This is a genomic window from Xanthomonas nasturtii (genome assembly GCF_001660815.1).
Lineage (GTDB): Bacteria > Pseudomonadota > Gammaproteobacteria > Xanthomonadales > Xanthomonadaceae > Xanthomonas > Xanthomonas nasturtii.
This window is the reverse complement of the sequence record NZ_LYMI01000056.1, coordinates 76,894-97,963: the sequence shown is the minus strand read 5'-3', so window position 1 is coordinate 97,963 and position 21,070 is coordinate 76,894. Positions and strand designations below refer to the sequence as shown.

The window sequence follows — 21,070 nt, the reverse complement described above, 5'->3', positions numbered from 1 at the left end:
CGCCTGCCTCCTTGAGGGAGCCCGCAGTATCGGTGCGCAGCAAACAGGCGACCATCGCGAAATTTCGATCCCAGACATGAATTGAACTAATCTCTGCGCATGCCCAGGCCCCGCCTCCCGCTCAATGCCCTGCGTGCCTTCGAGGCGGCTGCCCGCCATCAGAACCTGACCCGCGCGGCGGACGAGCTATGCGTCAGCCAAGCCGCGCTGAGTCACCAGATCAAGGCGCTGGAGCAGCGCCTGGGCACCAGCCTGTTCCACCGCCTGCCACGCGGGGTGGCGCTGACCGACGAAGGCGCCGCGCTGGCGCCGGTGCTGGGCGATGCGTTCGACCGCATCGCCGCCACCCTGGAACGCTTTGCCGACGGCCGCTACCGCGAAGTGCTCAGCGTGGGCGTGGTGGGCACCTTCGCCACTGGTTGGTTGCTGCCGCGGCTGGCGGCGTTTCATGCCGCGCATCCGGGTATCGAGTTACGCCTGTCCACCCATAACAATCGCGTCGATCTGGCCGGCGAAGGCCTGGATCTGGCAATTCGCTTCGGCGATGGCGATTGGCAGGGCCAGGTTGCCGAAGCGGTGATGGAAGCGCCGTTTGCGCCGGTCTGTGCGCCGGCGATGGCGCGCAGCTTGCGCACCCCGGATGATCTGGCGCAGGTGCCGTTACTGCGCTCGTATCGGCTGGACGAGTGGCCGCGATGGTTTCGTGCCGCGGGGACGACCGACGTGCCCGCGCGCGGGGCGATGTTCGATTCATCGTTGACGTTGGCCAGTGCGGCGGCAGCTGGCGCCGGCGTGGCGTTGTTGCCGCTGCCCATGTTTCGTCAGGATCTGGACGCCGGGCGCTTGGTCTGCCCGTTCCCGATCACGATCGATGCGGGCCGCTATTGGCTGACGCGGCTACGCTCGCGGCCTGAGAGTGAGGCTGGGCGACGTTTGCTTGCGTGGTTGCTGGCGGAGCAAGCGCCAGGGTGATGTGGATGCGTGGTGGGTTGACTGCGTGCGTATGCTCGACACAGCCTTGCCCGTATGCGATGGCTGGGCCGCAGCTTATCTGGCCCCTCCATCAAGATGGCTGTCTTCCGCCTTACCCTCACCCCAACCCATCTCCCGCAGGGAGAGGGGCTTTTCATCACCAGAGCTGCGGCTTGCTCCCTTCTCCCGCCGGGACATTGTCCTCCTTCATGGGGGAGAAGGTGGCGCGTAGCACCGGATGAGGGCACGGGCGCGAAGCGCAACGCATTCTGCCTGCACGGCCCTACCCACCTAAGCTTCAGGCACACCCGATGAGCGGCACACATGCTCGTCCAGACACTGCTCAGTCGACGCATGATGCAGAACAGCAATAGCCCTGCACCGCTAAAGATCACCTTCGGCAAGCGCGATCGATCAGCACGATCAACACGCAGCAGCATCATCTCGTCCACGCCTTACGCGCCGTCGATCAACTCCATCCACGCCGCTTCCGCTGCGGCCAGCTGTTGCGCCGTCGCCTCGCGGTCGCGCCCCAGCACGGCCATCTTGTCGCTGTCGGCGTAGTTGCCCGGGTTGGCCAACTCGCGGTCCAGCGCGGCCAGCGCCGCTTCCAGCTCGCCGACGCGCTTTTCGGCGCTGGCCAGCTTGTGCGGGTTGACGGCTTTCTTCGGCGACAACGGCTTGGTCGGCGGTGGCGGGGTTGGCGCCACTTCGGCCATCTTCTGCTTGGTGCCTTGGGCGGCCGGGCGGCTACGCAGCCAGGCGGCGTATTCGTCCAGATCGCCATCGAATGGCTCGACCACGCCATCGGCCACGCGCCAGAAACTGTCGCAGACCAGGCCGATCAGATGGCGATCGTGCGAGACCATCACGATGGCGCCTTCAAAGTCGCTCAGCGCCTCGGCCAGCGCCTCGCGCATTTCCAGGTCCAAGTGATTGGTCGGTTCGTCGAGCAGCAGCACGTTGGGCTGCTGCCAGGCGATCAGCGCCAGCGCCAGGCGCGCGCGCTCGCCGCCGGAGAAACCATCCACCACCTCGAACGCGCGGTCGCCGGCGAAATTCCATTTCCCCAAAAAGTCGCGGAACGCCTGATTGGAGCCATCCGGCGACAGGTCGCGGAAGTGGTCCATCGGCGACTGGCCTTCATGCAACGACTCCACCGTGTGCTGCGCGAAGTAACCGATACGCAAGTCCGGATGCGCGCTGCGCTCCCCGGACAAGGGCTGCAGTTCGCCCACCAGGGTTTTGACCAGCGTCGACTTACCCGCGCCATTGGGGCCCAACAACCCGATGCGGTCGCCCGCCTCCAGGCCGAAGCCAACGTCGTGCAGGATCACCGAATCTGCGCCGTAGCCGGCATTCAGATGATTCAAGCGGATCAACGAAAATGGCAGCCGGTTGGGCTGGGCGAACTGGATACGGAATTCGCGCTCGGCGCGCACCGCTTCGGTGCCGGCCATCTTGGCCAGGCGCTTCATGCGGCTCTGCGCCTGCGTCGCCTTGCTGGCCTGCGCCTTGAAGCGGTCGATGAAGCTCTGCAGATGCGCGCGTTCGGCCTGTTCCTTGTCGTGCGCGATCTGCTGCTGGCGCAGGTGTTCGATGCGCTGGCGTTCGAAATCGGTGTAGCCGCCGACATACAGCTTGGCGGTGCCGCCATGCAGATGCAGCGTGTGGGTGGCGACGTTGTCGAGGAACTCGCGGTCATGCGAAATCAGCAACAAGGTCCCCGGGTACTTGAGCAGCCATTGCTCCAGCCACAGCACCGCGTCCATGTCCAAGTGGTTGGTCGGTTCGTCGAGCAATAACAGGTCGCTGGGCATCATCAGCGCGCGCGCCAGATTCAGCCGCACGCGCCAGCCGCCGGAGAACGACGACACCGCGCGGTGGTGCGTATCGGCCGGGAAGCCCAGGCCATGCAGCAGCTTGCCGGCACGCGCCTCGGCGTCGTAGGCGCCAAGCTCGGCCATCTTCTGGTGCGCGTTGGCTACCGCCTCCCAGTCTTCGCGCGCGGTGGCCTCTGCCTCTTCCTGCAGCACCGCGGACACCTCGATATCGCCGCCGAGCACGAACGACAGCGCCGGGTCGGGCAGCGACGGGGTTTCCTGCGAGACGCTGGCGGTGCGCACCTTGCCGGGTAGATCCACGTCGCCCTTGTCGGCTTCCAGCTCGCCCTTCACTGCGGCGAACAGGCTCGACTTACCGGTACCGTTCCGGCCCACCACGCCGACGCGGTAGCCGGCATGCATGGTCAGGTCGACGTTGGACAACAGCAGACGCTCGCCGCGTCGCATGGAGAAGTTGCGCAGGGAAATCATTGATGGACAGTCCGATAGAACGAAAAGGAATGAGCAGATGAGCAGCATTCCTGCGACGCCATTCTAGCGTTAACGAATAATTAGCGCCTTCAGGTTGGCCGACACATGCGCTTCGCACGGCCTGATCGCCAACCGCCAAGTCTAGTTGGCCCCGCTCGGGCTGCCGTTTTCGGAGTTGTCATGAACATCCCCCTGTCCTGCCTTGCGGCCGCCGTGGTCGCTGCACTGCTTGCCTCTCCCGCCCTGGCGCAGGGTGCCGCGCCGGCCACTGCCAACACCCTGGACACGGTGATCGTCACCGGCACCCGCGTGTCCGACCGCACCGTGGCCGAATCGCAGTCGCCGATCGACATCATCAGCGCCGAGTCGCTGCAGGCCACCGGCACCCCCGAACTGGCCACCGCACTGGCGCGCGCCCTGCCCTCGCTGAACTTCCCGCGCCCGGCCTTGAGTGACGGCACCAGCGCGATCCGCCCGGCCCAGCTGCGCGGCCTGTCGCCGGATCAGGTGCTGGTGCTGGTCAACGGCAAGCGCCGCCACACCTCTTCGCTGCTCAACCTCAACGGCACCATCGGTCGCGGCGCCGCAGCGGTAGACCTGAACACCATTCCGGTGGCGGCAATCGCGCGCGTGGAAGTGCTGCGCGACGGCGCCTCGGCGCAGTACGGCTCCGATGCCATCGCCGGTGTGATCAACCTCGTGCTCAAGGGCGCGGAAAAGGGCGGCAGCCTGCAGGCCGGCTTCGGCCAGTATTCGGCCGGCGACGGCAGCAACTACGAGCTGTCCGGCGACACCGGCGTGGCCTACGGCGGCGACCGTGGCTGGCTGCACGTGGCCGCCCAGCTCAATCAGCAAGACCCCACCGACCGTGCACGCGGTTATGCCGGCGCTCCCAGCGTCTCGCAGCCGTCCGTGGGCCAGAAGGCGTTCAAGATCGGCGACCCGGACGTCAATGCGCAGGCCGCCTCGCTCAACACCGAATACCAGTTCAGCGACAGCATCACCGGCTACGCGTTCGCCAGCGCCAGCAACCGCGATATCACCTCGTTCGCATTCTTCCGCGCACCGGGCAGCACCACCCAGAATATCTTGTCGATCTATCCGCAGGGCTTCCTGCCGGAGATCCAGAGCTACGCCAAGGACCGCTCGCTGGTGGCCGGCGTGCGCGGTTCCACCGCCAGCGGTTGGGATTGGGACGCCAGCTACAACTACGGCTACAACCGCATCGATTTCCACACCCGCAATACGCTCAACGTGAGCCTTGGCCCGAACTCGCCGACGGCGTTCTACGACGGTGCGCTGGAAACCACGCAGAACATCGTCAACCTGGACGTCAAGCGCGGCTTCGACTGGGGCCTGGCGTATCCGGTGACGGTGGCCTTCGGCGCGGAATACCGCAACGAAAAGTGGAATCAGTCGCCAGGCGAAGTGGGCTCGTATTTCCAGGCCGGCACGCTGGCCGGTGGCGCGCAGGGCTTCGGCGGCTTCGCGCCGAGTGTGTCGGGCCAGTACTCGCGTGACAGCTACGCGCTGTACGCGGATCTGGAAGCCGATTTCACCGACAAGTTCTCTGCCGGCCTGGCCGGGCGTTACGAGGACTACAGCGATTTCGGCAGCCAGGCCTCGGGCAAGGCGTCGGCGCGTTATGCGTTCACCGACAAGATCGCCTTGCGCGGCACGGTGTCGTCCGGCTTCCGCGCGCCGTCGCTGGCGCAGCAATACTTCCAGTCCACCAGCACCACCTTCCTGGCCGGCAACCCGACCCCGTTCGAGATCCGCACCTTCCCCGCCGACAGCAATGTGGCGCGCGCACTCGGTGCCGAGCCGCTGGACGCGGAAACCGCCTTGTCCTACAGCCTGGGCCTGGTGCTGCAGCCCACCGATGCGCTCTACCTCACCGTGGATGCGTATCAGATCGATGTGGACGACCGCATCGTGCTCTCGTCCAACCTCACCGGCACGGGCGTGCGTAACCTGCTCGAAGCGCAGGGCATCTTCGGCATCAACGGCGGGCGTTACTTCACCAATGCGGTAGACACGCGTACGCGCGGCGTGGATGTGGTGGGCAGCTACCGCTGGCAGCTTGCCGCCAGCAGCGTGGATCTGACCGCCGGCTACAACTACTCGGAAACCGAAGTGCGCAGCGTGGCGGCCAACCCGGCGGCGCTGTCGGCCAACGGGCTGAGCCTGGAGCGCATCGACCGCACCGAACGTGGCCGCATCGAAGAGGGCTTCCCGCGCGACAAGTTCCTGATCAACGGCAGCTGGAATCTGGAGCACTGGACGCTGGCCCTGGGTGCGACGCGCTACGGCAAGTACAGCACCCGCCCGGCCGCGGCGATCAACGACCAGACCTTCGGCGCCAAGTGGGTGGTGGATGCATCGGCCAGCTACAGGGTCGATCGCTGGACGCTGACGCTGGGCGCAGACAATGTGCTGGACGAATACCCGGACGAAAACAACTTCCCCAATTCCACCAGCGGGCAGTTTCCGTACAGCAATCTGTCGCCGTTCGGCTTCAATGGTGCCTACGTGTACGGACGCATCAACTACCGCTGGTAAGCACTGCGCCTGCGCGTCGGGTGTGCCTGTTGCAATGTGAGGCGGGCGCCGACGGTGCCCACCTCTCCGACCGCGACACGGTGGCGCAGGGCGTGCTCACCGGCCGCCATCACCTGGCTTTCCAGGCGCACGACGTCGCCATGGTGCAGGCATTCCATCAGGCCGCGCTCGCCAACGGTGGTCGCGACAACGGCGCGCCCGGCCTGCGCCCGTATCACCCGCACTACTACGCGGCGTTCGTGCTCGCTCCGGATGGCAACACTATCGAAGCGGTGGTCCATGGAGTTGCGCAACACAGTGCGGATGCGGTGCAGATCACCTTCTGATGCAGAAGTTTCATAACTGGTATCGATGTCCATGATGGTGCAAACAAACCCCCGCCGCGGCAGGCCTGGTGCAAGCAACGCATTACTTTGGTGCACGATGACAACGTTGCCAGCAACACATCGCCGATGACAATTGCTTGCGCAACGTAACCAAAATTTGACATGTGGTTACGCGTGGTTAATGGTTGAGAACGCACCGCAGCTGCCGCAACGGACGCGGCCCGGGAGGGGGCCCCACTGCGCTGCATCCGTTCCCCACTCGGAGTTGTCACCGCATGAATTGCAAGACCAGTCCACTCGCAGTCGCCGTTGTTCTTGCACTGTCGTTTTCCGCTTCAAGCGCATCTGCGCAATCGCAGGCACCGACCCAGAAAACCCTCGACACCCTCATTGTGACCGGCACGCGCGTGGCCGATCGCACCGTGGCCGAATCGGCATCGCCGATCGACATCATCTCGCCACAGGCACTGGAATCGACCGGCACCACCGAGTTGGCGACCGCGCTGTCACGCGCGATCCCCTCGCTGAATTTCCCGCGCCCGGCCATCTCCGACGGCTCTGACGCAGTGCGCCCGGCGCAGCTGCGCGGCCTGTCGCCGGATCAGGTGCTGGTGCTGGTCAACGGCAAGCGCTATCACAGCACTGCGCTGATCAACCTCAACGACACCCAGGGACGCGGCTCGTCGCCGGCCGACCTCAACACCATTCCGATCGCCGCAGTGGAGCGCATCGAAGTGCTGCGCGACGGTGCATCGGCGCAATACGGCTCGGATGCCATCGCCGGCGTGATCAACATCGTGCTCAAGGGCAGCGGCGAAGGCGGCAGCGTCAATGGCCGCTACGGCAAGTACAGCGCCGGCGACGGCGAGCAGTATCAGTTGTCCGGCGATGCCGGTTTCAGCTTCGCCGGCACCGGCAAGGTGCATCTGGCCGCGCAGGCCGGGCACTCGGACCAGACCAACCGCGCGTTGCCGTTCGGCGGCCGCGTGGAGCAGCGCTACGGCGACCCCGAAATCGACCAGGGCGCCATCTCGTTCAATGGTCAGTACAGCCCCACCGATTACCTGACCTTCTACTCGTTCGGCATGGTCAGCCGGCGCGAAGTGCTGTCCAACGGTTACTTCCGGTTTGCCGGCGACAACCGTAACCGCCCGGAAATCTATCCGGACGGCTTCCTGCCGCAGATCTACAACGTCAGCAAGGACGTCTCGTGGGTGGGCGGTTTGAAGACCTCCACCGAAGGCGGTTTGAACATCGATCTGAGCTACAACTACGGCCAGAACAACCTCACCTTCGATGTGCGCAACAGCTTGAACAACAGCCTGGGGCTGGCCAGCCCGACCGACTTCCACGCAGGTACGCTGGAAGTGACGCAGAACGTGCTCAATGCCGATTTCACCAAGACCCTGGACTGGGGCCTGGCCTACCCGGTCACGCTGGCGTTCGGTGCGGAATGGCGCGGCGAAAAGTTCAACCAGTCGCCTGGCGATGCGGCGTCATCTGCCAATGGCGGCATTCCCTCGGCGGCGGGGACGCTGATTCCGGGCGCGCAGGTGTTCCCCGGCTTCAAGCTCTCCGATGCCGGTTACTACAACCGCAACAGCCACTCGGCGTATGTAGATCTGGAAGCGGATCTGACCGAGAAGTTCTCCGCCGGCCTGGCCGGGCGCTACGAGAAGTACAGCGACTTCGGCGACACCGCCACCGGCAAGCTGTCGTTGCGCTATGCCTTTACCGACAAGGTGGCATTGCGTGCTACCGCGTCGACCGGCTTCCGCGCACCGTCCTTGCAGCAGCAGAACTTCCAGTCGATTGCCACCCAGTTCCTCAATGTGGCGCAGCCCAACGGCACGGTCACCGCGATCCCGTTCGAGATCGGCACCTTCCGTACCGACAACCCGGCCGCGATCGCGCTCGGTGCCGAACCGCTCAAGGCCGAAGAATCCAAGAACTACGGTCTGGGCGTGGTGCTGCAGCCGGTGGAAAATCTGTACATCACCGTCGACGCTTACCGCATCGATATCGACGACCGCATCGTGCTGTCGGAGAACCTCACCTCGACCGCCGCACGCAACTACCTGCAGGCCAATGGCTTCCCGGGTATCGGTGGCGGGCGTTACTTCACCAATGCGGTGGACACCAAGACCCAGGGCGTGGATGCGGTCGGCACCTACCGCTGGAACCTGGACGGCGGCAGCGCCGAGTTCACCAGCGGCTACAACTACAACAAGACCGAAGTGGAGCGCATCGCCGACAACCCGGCCGCATTGGTGGCGATCGACCCGAATGCAGTCCGCATCGGCCGCGCGGAACTCGGCCGCATCACCGAAGGCACGCCGCGCGACAAGTTCTTCCTGGGCGGCACCTGGGCGCCGGGCAACTGGTCGTTCACCGGCACTGCCACGCGCTGGGGCGAGTTCAGCACCTTCGGCACCAATGCCGGCAGCGACCAGACCTATGCGGCCAAGTGGACGCTGGATCTGGCTGCGTCCTACAAGCTGGGCGCGTGGAACTTCACCGTCGGTGGCGACAACGTGCTCAACGAATATCCGGACCGCCAGGAAGCCGGCCTGGGCACGCGCACCTACCTGCCCTATAGCAGCGCCTCGCCGTTCGGTTTCAACGGTGCGCTGGTCTACGCCAACGTGAACTACAAGTGGTAAGAGCAGGCACTTCAACTTGCAGTGTGCGGGTCGGTAACGCCCCGTGCCGGCAACGCACTGCGACGCCACACTGAGGCGTTGCAGACACGCGGTACTACGCCTGCGCTCCCAATAACGATGGGAGCGCAGGCGCTTCATCAGCAGCTTCTTGAGCAAGGATGCGCAACACGCCATCGCGCGTTGCAGAACGATGTCCTGCCGGCGCATGCCGCCCCCAAGTGCAACACCGGGCGCGCAGGCAGCACCGCTCGTCATTACGCAGTCGTATTTCCCCGGTCTTTCGCGCGCTTCACCGCTGCGTCCATCATCCACCTTGAGCCTTGATTCCCATGCACACTTCCAACGCACTCTCGCTTGCGATTTCGGTCGCGCTCACCGTCTGTTCGTTCGCTGCCAGTGCGCAGTCGCAATCGACCCAGCCACAGAAAACCCTGGATACCCTGATCGTCACCGGTACGCGCGTGAGCGACCGCACCGTGGCCGAATCCGAATCGCCCATCGACATCATCACCGAGCAATCGCTGCAGGCCACCGGCGCCACCGATATCGCCACCGCACTGGGTAAATTGCTGCCGTCGCTGAACTTCCCGCGCCCGGCGATCTCCGACGGCAACGATGCCTCGCGCCCGGCCACCTTGCGCGGCCTGTCGCCGGATGCGGTGCTGGTGCTGGTGGACGGCAAGCGTTATCACACCTCGTCGCTGATCAACTACAACCCGTACGTGGGGCGTGGTTCGGCACCGGCGGACCTGAATTCCCTGCCGATGTCGGCGATTGCGCGGATCGAAGTGCTGCGCGACGGCGCATCGGCGCAGTACGGTTCCGATGCGATTGCCGGCGTGGTCAACATCGTGCTCAAGCACGGCGCCGATGCAGGCAGCAACAGCATCTCGGTCAATGGCGGCATCATGGACAAGGGCGATGGCGAGCAGAACGGCATCGACGGTTCGGTGGGCCTGGCCTTTGGCGGCAGCGGCGGCGACACCGCACCGGGCTGGGTACGGCTGTCGTGGAACTACCAGAACACCATGAGCACCAATCGCGGCGAAAACACCAACCGCGCCACCACCGTGCCGGGGACGCCCAATCCGGGCGGTGTGCCATACCAGCGCCACGGCGACCCGGCATCCAATTTTTATCAGGGCCTGGCGGCATTCGGCTACGAGTTCTCGCCCAATGCGGAGCTGTACGGCCACCTGAGCATGAGCCGTCGCGAAGTCACCTCCAACGGCTACTACCGCGCCGCCGACAACACCGCCCGCAATGTGCAGGCGATCTACCCGAACGGGTTCCTGCCGCAGATCTACAACCCCACCAACGACCGCTCGGCCGTGCTGGGCCTGAAGGGCAGCACCGCCAGCGAGTGGAATTGGGACGTGTCGGCCACCTATGGCAAGAACGACATGACCTTCAACATCCTCAACAGCATCAATACCAATCTGTACTGGACCACCGGCGCATCGCCGACCAACTTCAATTCCGGCGGCTTCGAGACCGAACAGGGCACGATCAACGTCGACGTCAACAAGTCCTTCGACTGGGGCCTGGCCTATCCGGTCAATGTGGCCTTCGGCGCCGAGCACCGCCAGGACCGCTATGAGATCACCGCCGGCTCGCCGGCCTCGTACTTCTTCGACCCCAACACCATCAACCCGGACACCGGCGCGCCGTACCCGGGCGGTGCACAGGTATTCTCCGGACTGGAACCGTCGGTTGCCGGTCGGTTCGGCCGTCACAGCAATGCGATCTACGCCAACCTGGAAGCGGACATCACCGACAAGCTCTCCGGCGGCATTGCCGGGCGCTTTGAAAACTACAGCGATGCCGGTTCCACGCGATCGGGCAAGTTGTCGGCACGTTACGCCTTCACCGATACGTTCGCGCTGCGCGGCACCATCTCCAACGGCTTCCGCGCACCGTCGCTGGCGCAACAGAACTACGCCTCGGTGGTGACGCTGATCCAGGACGGCGAGTTGGTGCAGGTGGGCACGTACCGCACCTCCGATCCGGTCGCCATCGCACTGGGCGCCGGCCCGCTGAGCCCGGAAAAATCCACCAATTACGGCCTGGGCGGCGTGTGGCAGCCGACCGCCAACTTCACCTCCAGCCTGGACGTGTACCAGATCCGTATCTGGGACCAGATCCTGTATTCGGACCAGTTGCAGCTGGCGCAGCCGATCGGCCAGGTGGCAGCGGTGCAGTTCTTCGTCAATGGCGCCACCAGCCGCACGCGTGGCGTGGACTGGATCAACAGCTATCTCGCCGATCTGGGCAACTACGGCAAGCTCAATCTGAGTGCGAGCGCCAACTACAACAAGACCACCATCCTGGAGCTGTCCAACCCCAACTTCGGCCGCGCCAGCCAGGGCCTGCTCACCGATGCGACGCCGCGCACCAAGTACATGGCGGCAGCGGACTGGTCGATCGGCGGGTTTGCACTCAACTTCAACGCCACCCGCTACGGATCGATCAAGCGCATCAGCGACCCGGCCGATGGCAGCCAGGACCAGACCTACGACGCGCGCTGGCTGTTGAATCTGGCCGCCAGCCAGACCTGGAACCAGTTCACCTTCACCGTGGGCGCGGACAACCTCACCAACCAGTACCCGACCAAGGCGCAGTTGACCACCGCCTATGACGATCGTGCCGGCGGCCTGCAGTACTCGTCGCTGTCGCCGTTCGGCTTCAATGGGCGCTACTGGTATGGCCGGGTGACCTACCGCTTCTGAAAGCGCTCGTAGACCGGAGCGCTGCGCGTGGCGTGCATTGCCACCACGCACGCGCTCTTTGCCGCTCCAGATGCCTGCATTGATCGCGATTGCGCCCAATGCAGGCGTATCACAGGCATCGCCGATCACTCGGTGGTGCCTGTTTTTTTAGGCAGGTCCACAGGCGTGGGCACCGAAGGCTGCAACCCACGCGGTGACGCTGCGTCACCAGGACGCCAGCAAGGCATCCACGCCGCGCAGGTTGGCACGATCGTTCCAGCTCAGCGTCCCAAGCTGCTCCAGCCGCAATGCCGGCAACTGGGTGAGCAACGCCGCAAGCGCAGCTTCCATCTCGATCAACGCCAGCCGGTTGCCCAGGCAATGGTGGATGCCACCACCGAACGACAGCGCGCGGCCCTGTTGACGCAGGATATCCAGCGACTGCGGCGCACTGAACTGCCGGGTATCGTGGTTGGCCGCACCCAACATCAGATACACCATGGCGCCTGCCTGCAGCTGCACGCCATCGAGTTCGAACGCCTGCAATACCGTGCGCGTAGCCATCTGCACCGAGCTGTCGTAGCGCATGCATTCGAGTACCGCATTGGGCATCAATGCGGGGTTGTCGCGCAGCAGCGCCAACTGCTCGGGATGCCGGTGCAACGCAATCAGCGCATTGCAGATCATGTTGGAGGTGGTTTCGTGACCGGCGAAGAACAGCAGGATCACGTTGGAGACGATTTCATCGGTGCTCAGGCGGCGGCCATTGTCTTCGGCATGGATGAAGCGCGAGATCAGGTCCTCGTCCTGGCTGCCCCGACGCTGCTCGATCACCGTACGAAAATACGCGTCCAGCTGGTTGTAGGCCGCAGCAGTGGTTTCCAGTTCTTCGGCGGTCATCATCGCGTCGAACACCTTGCCCAGCGCGCTGGTCGCCTGGCCCACGCGGGTGGCATCGGCAGGATCGATATCCAGCATGCGGCAGATGATGGCGATCGGTAGCGGAAAGGCGAAGTCTTTCAGCAGATCGCCGCGACCGTTCGCCTTGAACTGCGCGATCAACTGCGTAGCGATCTCGCTGGCAATCTCACGCATGACCTCCATCTGCCGCGCAGCGAAGGCTTGAGTCATCAGCCCCCGCAACTGCGTATGCATCGGCGGATTGACCAGCAGGGACATGCGGCTCAGGCCCTGGAACAGCGGCATCTCCTCCGCCGCATCGCCATAGCGCAGGCGAGTGCTTTTCAGATAATCGCGGCCCACGCGGCGATCGCCGAGCAGGCGGTCGACCACTGCGTAGTGACCGGTCATCAAGCGGTGCTCGGCCACCTCCACCAGCGGCCCTGCATCGCGCAGGCGTGCATAGGTGGGATAGGGATCGTGCCGGAATTGCGGCGTGACAAATTCGCTGAGGTGCATGGCGTGGCTCGTGTTGCCTCGCCACCGCAACCTACGTGGCGAGGGCGTGGGCCTGTTGAAGAACGCAGCGGCTCCAACAGTAGGGGAGCCCGGATTGTTCGCCGTCCGCGCGCGCACGCCCTGCACCAAGGCGAAGCGTTGTCCTCAAACTCGATTCGATCGCATGCGCCGGGATGGGTTTGCAATCCAGTGCCGCAGCACCCGTGCAGCGCGCACGTTTTGCAAGGTCTGGCAGTGCGGTGACGCCGATCACCGCTTGCGACCAGGCAGTGCGTCTTCGGCACGCACTGCATGCCGCTGCGGGTGCGCTGCGCCGCGTGTCGCATCGCGTTAATCAAGCGCTGTGTACTATGGGCGCCCGGCCAACCGGACCTGCTGTGCGGTCCTGTCCCCCTCGCCGGACACCAGCCATCACCACGCAATGCCCGCAGGCGACGCCCGGCGCAGTGCCGTTGGCTGGGTCGACCTCGACGATCTTTCGGACACTCTCACAACGGATTGGAATGCATCACGACACCAGCCTCATCGACATCATCGCCGTCGGCCTCGCGGTCGCTTTCGTGCTGGGCACGCTCGCACAGAAAGTGAAACTCTCGCCGCTGGTCGGCTATCTGCTGGCCGGTGTCTGCGTCGGGCCGTTCACGCCCGGCTTCGTGGCCGACCAGACCATGGCCAACCAGCTCTCCGAGCTGGGTGTGATGTTGCTGATGTTCGGCGTGGGCCTGCACTTCTCGCTCGACGACCTGATGGAAGTGAAGTGGATTGCGGTGCCCGGCGCATTGGCGCAGATCGTGGTCGCCACCCTGCTCGGCTGGGCGCTGGCCTGGAGCATGGGCTGGCCGTTGATGCACGGGCTGTTGTTCGGCCTGGCGTTGTCGGTGGCCAGTACCGTGGTGTTGTTGCGTGCGCTGGAAGAGCGCCGCCTGCTGGAAACCCAGCGCGGCCGCATTGCGGTGGGCTGGTTGATCGTCGAAGACCTGGTGATGGTGATCGCGCTGGTGATGCTGCCGGCGTTGGCCGAGGTGCTCGGCACCGGCGCACCGGCGGCCGCGCATGCCGGCGAGCCGACCTCGCTGCTGGCCGCGCTCGGTCTGACCGTGCTGAAAATGGTCGCATTCGTGGCGGTGATGCTGGTGGTCGGGCGGCGGGTGATTCCGTGGTCGCTGGAAAAGGTGGCTGCCACCGGCTCGCGCGAACTGTTCACCCTGGCCGTGCTCGGCATCGCGCTGGGCGTGGCGTTCGTGTCGGCCACCCTGTTCGGCGTGTCATTCGCGCTGGGCGCGTTCTTCGCCGGCATGCTGCTCAAGGAATCCGAGCTCAGCCACAAGGCGGCGAGCGATTCGCTGCCGTTGCGTGATGCGTTTGCGGTGCTGTTCTTCGTGTCGGTCGGCATGTTGTTCGACCCGATGATTCTGGTCGAGCACCCGTGGCAGGTGTTGGCGACGTTCCTGACCGTCACCGTGGGCAAGTCGCTGGCCGCGTTCGTGATCGTGCGCGCGTTCGGCCACCCCACCGGCACCGCGCTGACCATTTCCACCAGCCTGGCGCAGATCGGCGAATTCTCTTTCATCCTGGCCGGGCTGGGCGTGCAGCTGGCGATCCTGCCCGAAACCGGGCGCGACCTGATCCTGGCCGGTGCGCTGCTGTCGATCATCGCCAACCCGTTCCTGTTCTCCTGGCTGGACCGCTGGCAGGCCAGGCAGGCGCAGGACGCGCCCGCAGCGGTGGAGCCGGAACTGCCGCCGGGCCCGGCGTTGCCGGCGGATGGACATGCCATCGTGATCGGCTACGGCCGCGTGGGCAGCGCGTTGGCGCAGTTGCTGCGCAGCCGCGGCGTGCCGGTGCTGGTGATCGACGACAACGGCGACCATGTGGCCAAAGCGCATGCGGCCGGCATCCCGGGCATCCGTGGCAGTGCAGCGGCCGACCGGGTCCTGGCCGAGGCACGTCCAGAGAACGCCAAAATCGCGATCCTGGCCATTCCGCAACCGCTGGAAGCCGGCGAGGCGCTGGCCAAATTGCGCGCAATCAACCCATCGCTGACCTTGCTGGCGCGCGCGCACAGTGATGCCGAAGTCAAACATCTGCTCGAACACGGCGCCGACGGCGCGGTGCTGGCCGAGCGCGAGCTGGCCTATTCGCTGGCCGAGATGGTGATGTCCACCCCGCCGTATCGAGCGTCGAGTATGCCGGCGTCATAACGCCGGCGGCTTGTTTCGGTAGCGTCTGGTTCATCGCCAGACCAACTGATGCGCATGACGCAATGCATCGGCGATGGGGTCTGTTGCAGCGACTTGCGTAGAGCGTTTGCGCAACGCCCGCAGGGCGATAGGCAGATCGCTGTCAACGCCGACATCAGCGGGCTTTGACCGGCCGATACTGACGACGGTCACCGTACGCGGCGCCTTTGGTCTCCACATTGGCGCATAACCGGTCGCCGCACAGCACTACGTCGGCGGCGTTGTAGGCGCGCAGCAACTCGGCACGCAACTGGTTGTCGCGGATCTCCTGGCGATACTGGCTCAGTAACCATCCGCCGCCTACCAGCAACAGCAGCAGACTTCCCAGGACAACTGCCGCGCCTTTCCAGAGCAGCAGGCGCTGCCCGCGTTCGATACGCTTGAGTTGATCAGACAGCGACTGCGCGCCTTCGCCGATCAAACCACCGGCTTGCTGTAGCCGCTTTTCGAACCCGGCGACAGGTTGGTCCAACCCCTGCTGGATGCTTCGAATCAACGTGTCGGGCACGCGCTGTAACGTCTGTTCGGCCGAACGCGTCACTACGTTTGGCAGCGACTGCGCCACCTGCTCCAACTGCTGCGCAAGACGGCGTTGCAGTTGCTCCAATTCGGCACATCGGCGCTCGAACTGTTCCATCAAGGCAGCGGTCTTGCTGGCCAGCTCCATCGGGTCGTGTGTGCTCATCGTGCGTCCTGCCTTCCTGGTGATGACGACTACAGGCTGCGCGCACCGACGCGCATGGTTTCCTGCTGTTGCGACTCGGCCTGTTGCCGCTGCGCCTGCATCGCCTGCTGGGCCGCCTGTTGTTCCAGTTGGTTTACCGCCTCCACCGCCTCGGCGCGCAAGGCGCGGCCAGGCGGTTCGTTGGCCAGGGTCTGAGTCATCTGACGGAACTGATCACGGTCCCCGCTCTGTGCGGCGGCCAACATGCGGTCGAGAAATGCGCCGGGATCGTCCTGCAGAGAGGACGGCTTGCCGCCGTGTGTCGGCGACGCCGCGCGCATCTCCTGCGCATCCGGCTTGAGCGGAACCTGCCAGGTCTGTGGCGCATGGCTGCGCTCGCGGTCTTGCTGAAATTGTTGCATCTGTTGCTGCCAGCTGGGCGCATCTATTTCCCGACGCCCGGCCCCCGGCTCCACCGGACCGCGCAGCTGATCGACGCCATCACGGACAAGGCCAGGAATTCCGCGCGAAGACAGCGTCAAGCCCGCCCGTAGCGTTTCCACGTCATCGCGATACTTCTCGATCATTGGCGCGTACTGCTGCGCGAGCTGACGTGCTGCGGGGTTTTCCAATACGGAACGATCCGGCTTGCTATCGGCATCGACGGGGAGAAAGTTGTGCATGACGTGCGAATCGCCCAGCTTGCCTGCCGCGAACAACGGAAGGCGCGCATCCAGCACTTCATTGTCGTTGGCGTAACCAGCTCTCTTCAGCGTGGAGATCTCCTGCGGCGAAGCGTAGATCTCCACGCGCCCGTAATGCCGACACGCAGCGCTGACCGCATCGCCGGCCATCACGTGATTGATCACATCGTCACCACCCTCGGGAATTCGCCGATCCAGGCTGGTCGCCCCGTAGGCGTTGAATGTCTCTCCTCTCAAGCCGAAGTGGTGAGCAGTGACCTGAGTCAGGCCGCCGCCAAGGGAATGCCCGGTGACGGTGACTTGGGGCTTATGCCCATCGCGCTTTGCTTGACGCTCCGCCAGTTCGATCGCCCGTTGTGTCAGCTCGATGGCGTCGGCAGCTTGGGCATTATGACGCGTCAAAACCATGCCGCCGTCAGCGTAAGCGCCATCTTTTAAAAGCTCTCGATCAGGCTCGGTACCGCGATGGGCGATGACTATTTCGCCGGTATCCTTTCGCTGGTAAATGATACCTTGATAACCAGATGGACGGTCCACGTACATCAGCCGTTGATAAGGAACCCCACCAATATCGACAATCGGGCTTCTTTCCCCAGTTTCACGCGGCCCATCATAAACATCGCGAGCAAGCGCTGCATAGTGCTGACTATTAAAACTCATGGCGACTCCTTCACAGAGTGCAGGGTGACCTTGAAAAGGTCGTCGCGCAGTTCTTCCTTAAACGCTTCAACACTAGGAAGCCCTGTATCCGGGTAGTCAGCCACATCTTCCTTGGGGTACCCACCAGACCAAAAAAAAGCATCCACGGGTTTTGAGGCGAAAAAATCCTTCCTATCCAAACCTGGCATGAAGTTTGTCTCGCCCCGCTTACCGGTCGCCTTGAGCGAAACACCTACTCCGCCAAAATCCCAATGACAAATACCTTTCCCATAATAATCAGCATCCAGCATTCCATCCGGATAAACAACCGCAACGTACGTATTGTCATCTATTCTTTGAAAAACTAGCGGAATTCCATCTTCTTTCGGCTTTGTCGACATCCCCAAAGCGGGATCGAACGGCGCACATTCATCGCGATTTTTCATGTCATAAAAGGCTGTACCCGACACTGACCCAAACGGTCCTGGCGCATCCTCGATGGTCATGGTGATCCGATAGGCCTGCGTAGGCTGCGGGTTCTTCCGATAGATCGGATCGCCGTCAGCGTCGCGGGCCTGCACGTCCTTTGATTGCATGGTGGTCTCCTTTGCCCCGCAGGCGCACAGTAAAGTCGCCAGGGAGATGCATAGCAGCGCGGCTGAAGTGCGATACATGGTGTAGTTGGCCGATAAACGCCTTGTTTCTTCAAGGCTACGTCCTTTCCTGGACAGCAACAACATTTCTATTGGCGCAATGCCAGTGCTGCCAATCGAATCGAGCGCGGGCAGCAAAGCTCTGGCGGTATTCGATGCCTATCTCCAAATTCAGGCCCAAGGAGCCAAGCCACCTCCCCTGGTTACCCAAAAAGACCGGAAGACACACTTGATAATCATTCCCATCGAGCGCAGGATGAGCGCCCGTTTCCCTGGCGGCCTCTTCCATGGCGTTTGCGGTTGGACTCCTCAATGCGGTGCCCAGTGTGCAGCTGTGCGAGCTGCTGGGCCGCGTGGGCTATGGATTCGTGGTGCTCGATCTGGAGCACGTGCTGCGCGCGCCCGATGAGTTGGAACATGCCATCCGCGCCTGTGAGGTGTCCGGCTGCGAGGCTTGGGTGCGGGTGCCGGAGGTGGACGAAAAACTGATCGGCCGGGTGCTGGACGCCGGTGCGCGCGGGATCGTGATTCCGCGTGCCGAGTCGGCGGCGCAGATCGCCGATGCCATGGCCGCGGCGCGCTTTCCGCCGCTGGGCCGGCGCGGCATCACCGGCGGCCGCGTCACCGGCTTCGGCAATGTCGATCTGCCTACCTACATCGTGCAGGCCAACGCCGGTATCCGCATCGTGCCGATGATCGAAAGCGCCGCCGGGGTTGCTGCACTCCCGGACATTCTCGCCGTGCCCGGCGTGGCGCTGGTGATGGAAGGCGCGCTGGATCTTGCGCTGGATCTGGGCCTGGGCCCGCAGCCCACCCATGTGCAGGTGTGGGAGTTGCTGCTGCAGCTGCATGCGCAGTGCGTTGCCGCCAACGTGCCGTTCTGCCCCAACCCGCGCACCGATGCGCAACGCGCGCACTGGCTGCAACAACCCGATCTGCGCTGGCTGCTGGCCGGCGAAGACCGCGCGCTGATTCAACGTGCATTGCGCGGCCATCTGGCCAGTTGTGCCGTTCCCACGTCACCACCCGCCTGCAGGAGCACGCCGTAGATGTCGACGTTCCGTTTCCACGCCCTGGCCATCGCCATCGCGGCGATCACGCTGCCCCTGCCGCCGCTGGCGCTCGCAACCGAGACCGCCGATGCAGTTGCCAACCCCGGAGGCGATCCGCCGATTCGGGCACTGGATGCGATCCAGGTACAGGGCAGCCTGCTTGGCCGTTCCAAGCCCGACGATGTGCAACGCTACGCGGGCAGCCGCCAGGTGATCGACCGCGAGCAGCTGCGCAACGGCGGCAACCGCTCGATTGACGATGCGTTGCAGCGCGTGCCCGGCATCAAGATCTTCGACGAGACCGGCACCGGCGCCTTGCCGCAACTGATGTTGCGCGGCCTGTACGAAAGCCGCAGCGGCCGCGTGCAGGTGCTGGAAGACGGCATTCCGCTGGCCCTGGCGCCCTATGGGCAGACCAGCCTGTCGTTGTTCCCGGTGGGTCTGAACCAGATCGACCGCATCGACATCGTGCGCGGCGGCGCCGCCGTGCAGTACGGGCCCAATAACGTGGGCGGCGTGATCAATCTGGTCAGCAAGGACATCCCCAGCGAATGGAGCACCACGCTGGCGCACAAGGTCACTGCCGGCGGCCAGGGCCAGTTCTTGCAGGACAGCGCGCTGAGCAGCGGCGGCTACCTCACCGACAACTTCGGCATGCAGGTCGATGCCAATCGCGCCTATGGCGAATACTGGCGCGCGCACAGCGACACCGACATCAGCAATCTGCGCGTGCGTGCGGAGTGGTGGCTGGACGACACCAAACTGCTCAAGGCCAGCGTGCAGCGCTATCTGGTGGACATGGACCTGGCCGGTGCGTTGAGTCCGGACGATTACCGCCGCGACCCGCGTCAGTCCACGCGCCCCCTGGACACCTTCAACGGTCGCACCACGCGTGCATCGTTGAGCTATGAGCAACTGTTGGGCGACTGGGGACCGATGCAGGATGTGCGCCTGGAGTGGACCAACTTCAGCGCACGCAGCAGCCGCAATTTCATCGTCGGCATGCGCCAGGCCGCGACCGAAACCTGGCGCTCGGACCTGCCGCCGCAGCTGCGCCAGACTGCGCCGCGCGACTTCCGCGTGGTTGGCAGCGAGCCGCGCCTGAGCTGGAACATGGGCGATGCCGGTGGCGTGCGCCAGCAGTGGACCGCCGGTGTACGCGCCGTGCGCGAAGACATCGACTTCCTGGTCGGCAACCTGCGTCTACGCGATGGGCTGTTCACCACGGTACGCGATTGGCAGTTCGAAGACCGCGCAGTGGCCGCCTATGTCAGCAACGCAATCACGCTGCCGGACGAACGCATCACCATTACCCCGGGATTGCGCTACGAGCGCCTGGACTCGCGCTATTTCAACCGTGCGACCGGCATGAGCACGCTCAACCAGACCCGCGATGTATTGCCCGGTCTGACAGTGGGTTTCCAGGCCAACGAGCAGTGGTTCTTCTACGCCGATGGCCAGCGTTCGATGCGCGCGCCGCAGGTCACTCAAATCATCTTCGGCAACAACCTGGATGCGGAGCTGGCGTGGAATTACGAAGCGGGCACGCGCTATCAGCCCAACGAGCGCACCCGTATCCAGCTGGGCGCGTACCTGATCGATTTCGACCAGCAGATTCAGCTGGACAACACCACCCGCGTGTTCCGCAACCTGGGCAAGACCCGCCATCAAGGTGGTGAGCTGGAGCTGCAATGGAGCCCGGAGCAATTGCGCGCGCTTACCCTCAACGCCAGCTATGCGTATCTGGACGCCAGCCAGGAATCGGGCGCATTCCGCGGCTTCCGCGTGCCGTATACCTCGCGCAACCAGATCACGCTGGGCGGCACCTACGCGCTCGGTCATACCACTGTCGCGCTTTCCGGTTATTACTTCAGCAAGGCCTTCAGCGATGCCGCCAACACCGTGCAAGAGAACGCCATCGCGTCAGTGGGCCAATTGCCGGCCTACATGGTGTGGAACACGCAGGTGAGCCATACCTTGTTCGAACGCGATGGACAAAAATTCAGCGCTTCGTTGGCGATCAATAATCTGTTCGATCGGCAGTACTGGTTCCGCGGCATCGACACCAGTCCGTGGGGCCGTCAGGCCGCACCGGCACGAACCGTGACCGCCGGGCTGGAATACACGTTCTGAGCCCGCATCACTAGCTGCAC

At 64.2% G+C, this 21,070-nt stretch carries 13 protein-coding genes; 8 read left to right on the top strand and 5 right to left on the bottom strand.

Annotated features, from left to right (window positions below; all coding sequences use genetic code 11):
• Nucleotides 1-99 precede the first annotated feature (99 nt).
• The gene (gene ampR, locus A7D16_RS17800) at nucleotides 100-972 is read left to right on the top strand and encodes a LysR family transcriptional regulator AmpR (RefSeq protein WP_064634596.1); all 873 of its coding nucleotides are present in this window, start codon (nucleotides 100-102) and stop codon (nucleotides 970-972) included.
• Between the two features lie 455 nt (nucleotides 973-1,427).
• On the opposite strand, the gene A7D16_RS17795 is transcribed toward ampR, so the two are convergent.
• The gene (locus A7D16_RS17795) at nucleotides 1,428-3,287 is read right to left on the bottom strand and encodes an ABC-F family ATP-binding cassette domain-containing protein (RefSeq protein ID WP_064634595.1); all 1,860 of its coding nucleotides are present in this window, start codon (nucleotides 3,285-3,287) and stop codon (nucleotides 1,428-1,430) included.
• A 180-nt stretch (nucleotides 3,288-3,467) separates the two neighbouring features.
• Between A7D16_RS17795 and A7D16_RS17790 the strand changes: the two genes are divergently transcribed.
• The 4 genes from A7D16_RS17790 (at nucleotide 3,468) to A7D16_RS17775 (ending at nucleotide 11,567) form a co-directional block, all read left to right on the top strand.
• Nucleotides 3,468-5,849 (top strand): TonB-dependent receptor plug domain-containing protein, encoded by a 2,382-nt coding sequence (locus A7D16_RS17790; RefSeq protein WP_064634594.1) that lies wholly within the window; start codon nucleotides 3,468-3,470, stop codon nucleotides 5,847-5,849.
• On the top strand, nucleotides 5,843-6,175 hold the full coding sequence (locus A7D16_RS23265; RefSeq protein ID WP_343243341.1) for a VOC family protein: 333 nt from the start codon (nucleotides 5,843-5,845) through the stop codon (nucleotides 6,173-6,175). The genes A7D16_RS17790 and A7D16_RS23265 overlap by 7 nt, the downstream gene beginning before the upstream one ends.
• Before the next feature lie 275 nt (nucleotides 6,176-6,450).
• On the top strand, nucleotides 6,451-8,838 hold the full coding sequence (locus A7D16_RS17780) for a TonB-dependent receptor plug domain-containing protein (protein ID WP_064634593.1): 2,388 nt from the start codon (nucleotides 6,451-6,453) through the stop codon (nucleotides 8,836-8,838).
• A gap of 329 nt (nucleotides 8,839-9,167) precedes the next feature.
• Nucleotides 9,168-11,567, top strand: a complete 2,400-nt coding sequence (locus tag A7D16_RS17775; RefSeq protein ID WP_064634592.1) for a TonB-dependent receptor plug domain-containing protein — start codon at nucleotides 9,168-9,170, stop codon at nucleotides 11,565-11,567.
• A 204-nt stretch (nucleotides 11,568-11,771) separates the two neighbouring features.
• Here the strand turns inward: A7D16_RS17775 and A7D16_RS17770 are convergent, their stop codons facing one another.
• A complete protein-coding gene (locus A7D16_RS17770) occupies nucleotides 11,772-12,965 on the bottom strand; it encodes a cytochrome P450 (RefSeq protein WP_064634591.1) in 1,194 nt (397 codons plus the stop codon).
• A gap of 503 nt (nucleotides 12,966-13,468) precedes the next feature.
• On the opposite strand from A7D16_RS17770, the gene ybaL reads away from it, so the two are divergent.
• The gene (gene ybaL / locus A7D16_RS17765; protein WP_064634590.1) at nucleotides 13,469-15,166 is read left to right on the top strand and encodes a YbaL family putative K(+) efflux transporter; all 1,698 of its coding nucleotides are present in this window, start codon (nucleotides 13,469-13,471) and stop codon (nucleotides 15,164-15,166) included.
• 154 nt (nucleotides 15,167-15,320) lie between these two features.
• Here the strand turns inward: ybaL and A7D16_RS17760 are convergent, their stop codons facing one another.
• From A7D16_RS17760 to A7D16_RS17750, 3 genes are read right to left on the bottom strand one after another with little or no spacing between them, the layout of a single operon-like run.
• Entirely contained in the window at nucleotides 15,321-15,890 is a 570-nt protein-coding gene (locus A7D16_RS17760) for a hypothetical protein (protein WP_064634589.1), read from the bottom strand.
• 29 nt (nucleotides 15,891-15,919) lie between these two features.
• Nucleotides 15,920-17,233 carry an alpha/beta hydrolase family protein gene (locus tag A7D16_RS17755; RefSeq protein WP_064634588.1) on the bottom strand — a complete coding sequence of 438 codons (1,314 nt, stop codon included), beginning with the start codon at nucleotides 17,231-17,233 and terminating at the stop codon, nucleotides 15,920-15,922.
• Nucleotides 17,230-17,808, bottom strand: a complete 579-nt coding sequence (locus A7D16_RS17750; protein WP_064634659.1) for a hypothetical protein — start codon at nucleotides 17,806-17,808, stop codon at nucleotides 17,230-17,232. Before A7D16_RS17750 ends, A7D16_RS17755 begins: the two co-directional genes overlap by 4 nt.
• Nucleotides 17,809-18,152: 344 nt before the next feature.
• Between A7D16_RS17750 and A7D16_RS17745 the strand changes: the two genes are divergently transcribed.
• Both A7D16_RS17745 and A7D16_RS17740 read left to right on the top strand, forming a co-directional pair.
• Nucleotides 18,153-18,914, top strand: a complete 762-nt coding sequence (locus A7D16_RS17745; protein WP_064634587.1) for an HpcH/HpaI aldolase family protein — start codon at nucleotides 18,153-18,155, stop codon at nucleotides 18,912-18,914.
• Nucleotides 18,915-21,050, top strand: a complete 2,136-nt coding sequence (locus A7D16_RS17740; protein ID WP_064634586.1) for a TonB-dependent receptor family protein — start codon at nucleotides 18,915-18,917, stop codon at nucleotides 21,048-21,050. It abuts the gene before it with no gap.
• Nucleotides 21,051-21,070 lie beyond the last annotated feature (20 nt).

Bases quoted from the DNA above. Each gene is read 5' to 3' on its own strand.
- ampR (WP_064634596.1), top strand. From the start codon at position 100: ATGCCCAGGCCCCGCCTCCCGCTCAATGCCCTGCGTGCCTTCGAGGCG.
- A7D16_RS17795 (WP_064634595.1), bottom strand. From the start codon at position 3,287: ATGATTTCCCTGCGCAACTTCTCCATGCGACGCGGCGAGCGTCTGCTG.
- A7D16_RS17790 (WP_064634594.1), top strand. From the start codon at position 3,468: ATGAACATCCCCCTGTCCTGCCTTGCGGCCGCCGTGGTCGCTGCACTG.
- A7D16_RS17780 (WP_064634593.1), top strand. From the start codon at position 6,451: ATGAATTGCAAGACCAGTCCACTCGCAGTCGCCGTTGTTCTTGCACTG.
- A7D16_RS17775 (WP_064634592.1), top strand. From the start codon at position 9,168: ATGCACACTTCCAACGCACTCTCGCTTGCGATTTCGGTCGCGCTCACC.
- A7D16_RS17770 (WP_064634591.1), bottom strand. From the start codon at position 12,965: ATGCACCTCAGCGAATTTGTCACGCCGCAATTCCGGCACGATCCCTAT.
- ybaL (WP_064634590.1), top strand. From the start codon at position 13,469: ATGCATCACGACACCAGCCTCATCGACATCATCGCCGTCGGCCTCGCG.
- A7D16_RS17760 (WP_064634589.1), bottom strand. From the start codon at position 15,890: ATGAGCACACACGACCCGATGGAGCTGGCCAGCAAGACCGCTGCCTTG.
- A7D16_RS17755 (WP_064634588.1), bottom strand. From the start codon at position 17,233: ATGAGTTTTAATAGTCAGCACTATGCAGCGCTTGCTCGCGATGTTTAT.
- A7D16_RS17750 (WP_064634659.1), bottom strand. From the start codon at position 17,808: ATGCAATCAAAGGACGTGCAGGCCCGCGACGCTGACGGCGATCCGATC.
- A7D16_RS17745 (WP_064634587.1), top strand. From the start codon at position 18,153: ATGGCGTTTGCGGTTGGACTCCTCAATGCGGTGCCCAGTGTGCAGCTG.
- A7D16_RS17740 (WP_064634586.1), top strand. From the start codon at position 18,915: ATGTCGACGTTCCGTTTCCACGCCCTGGCCATCGCCATCGCGGCGATC.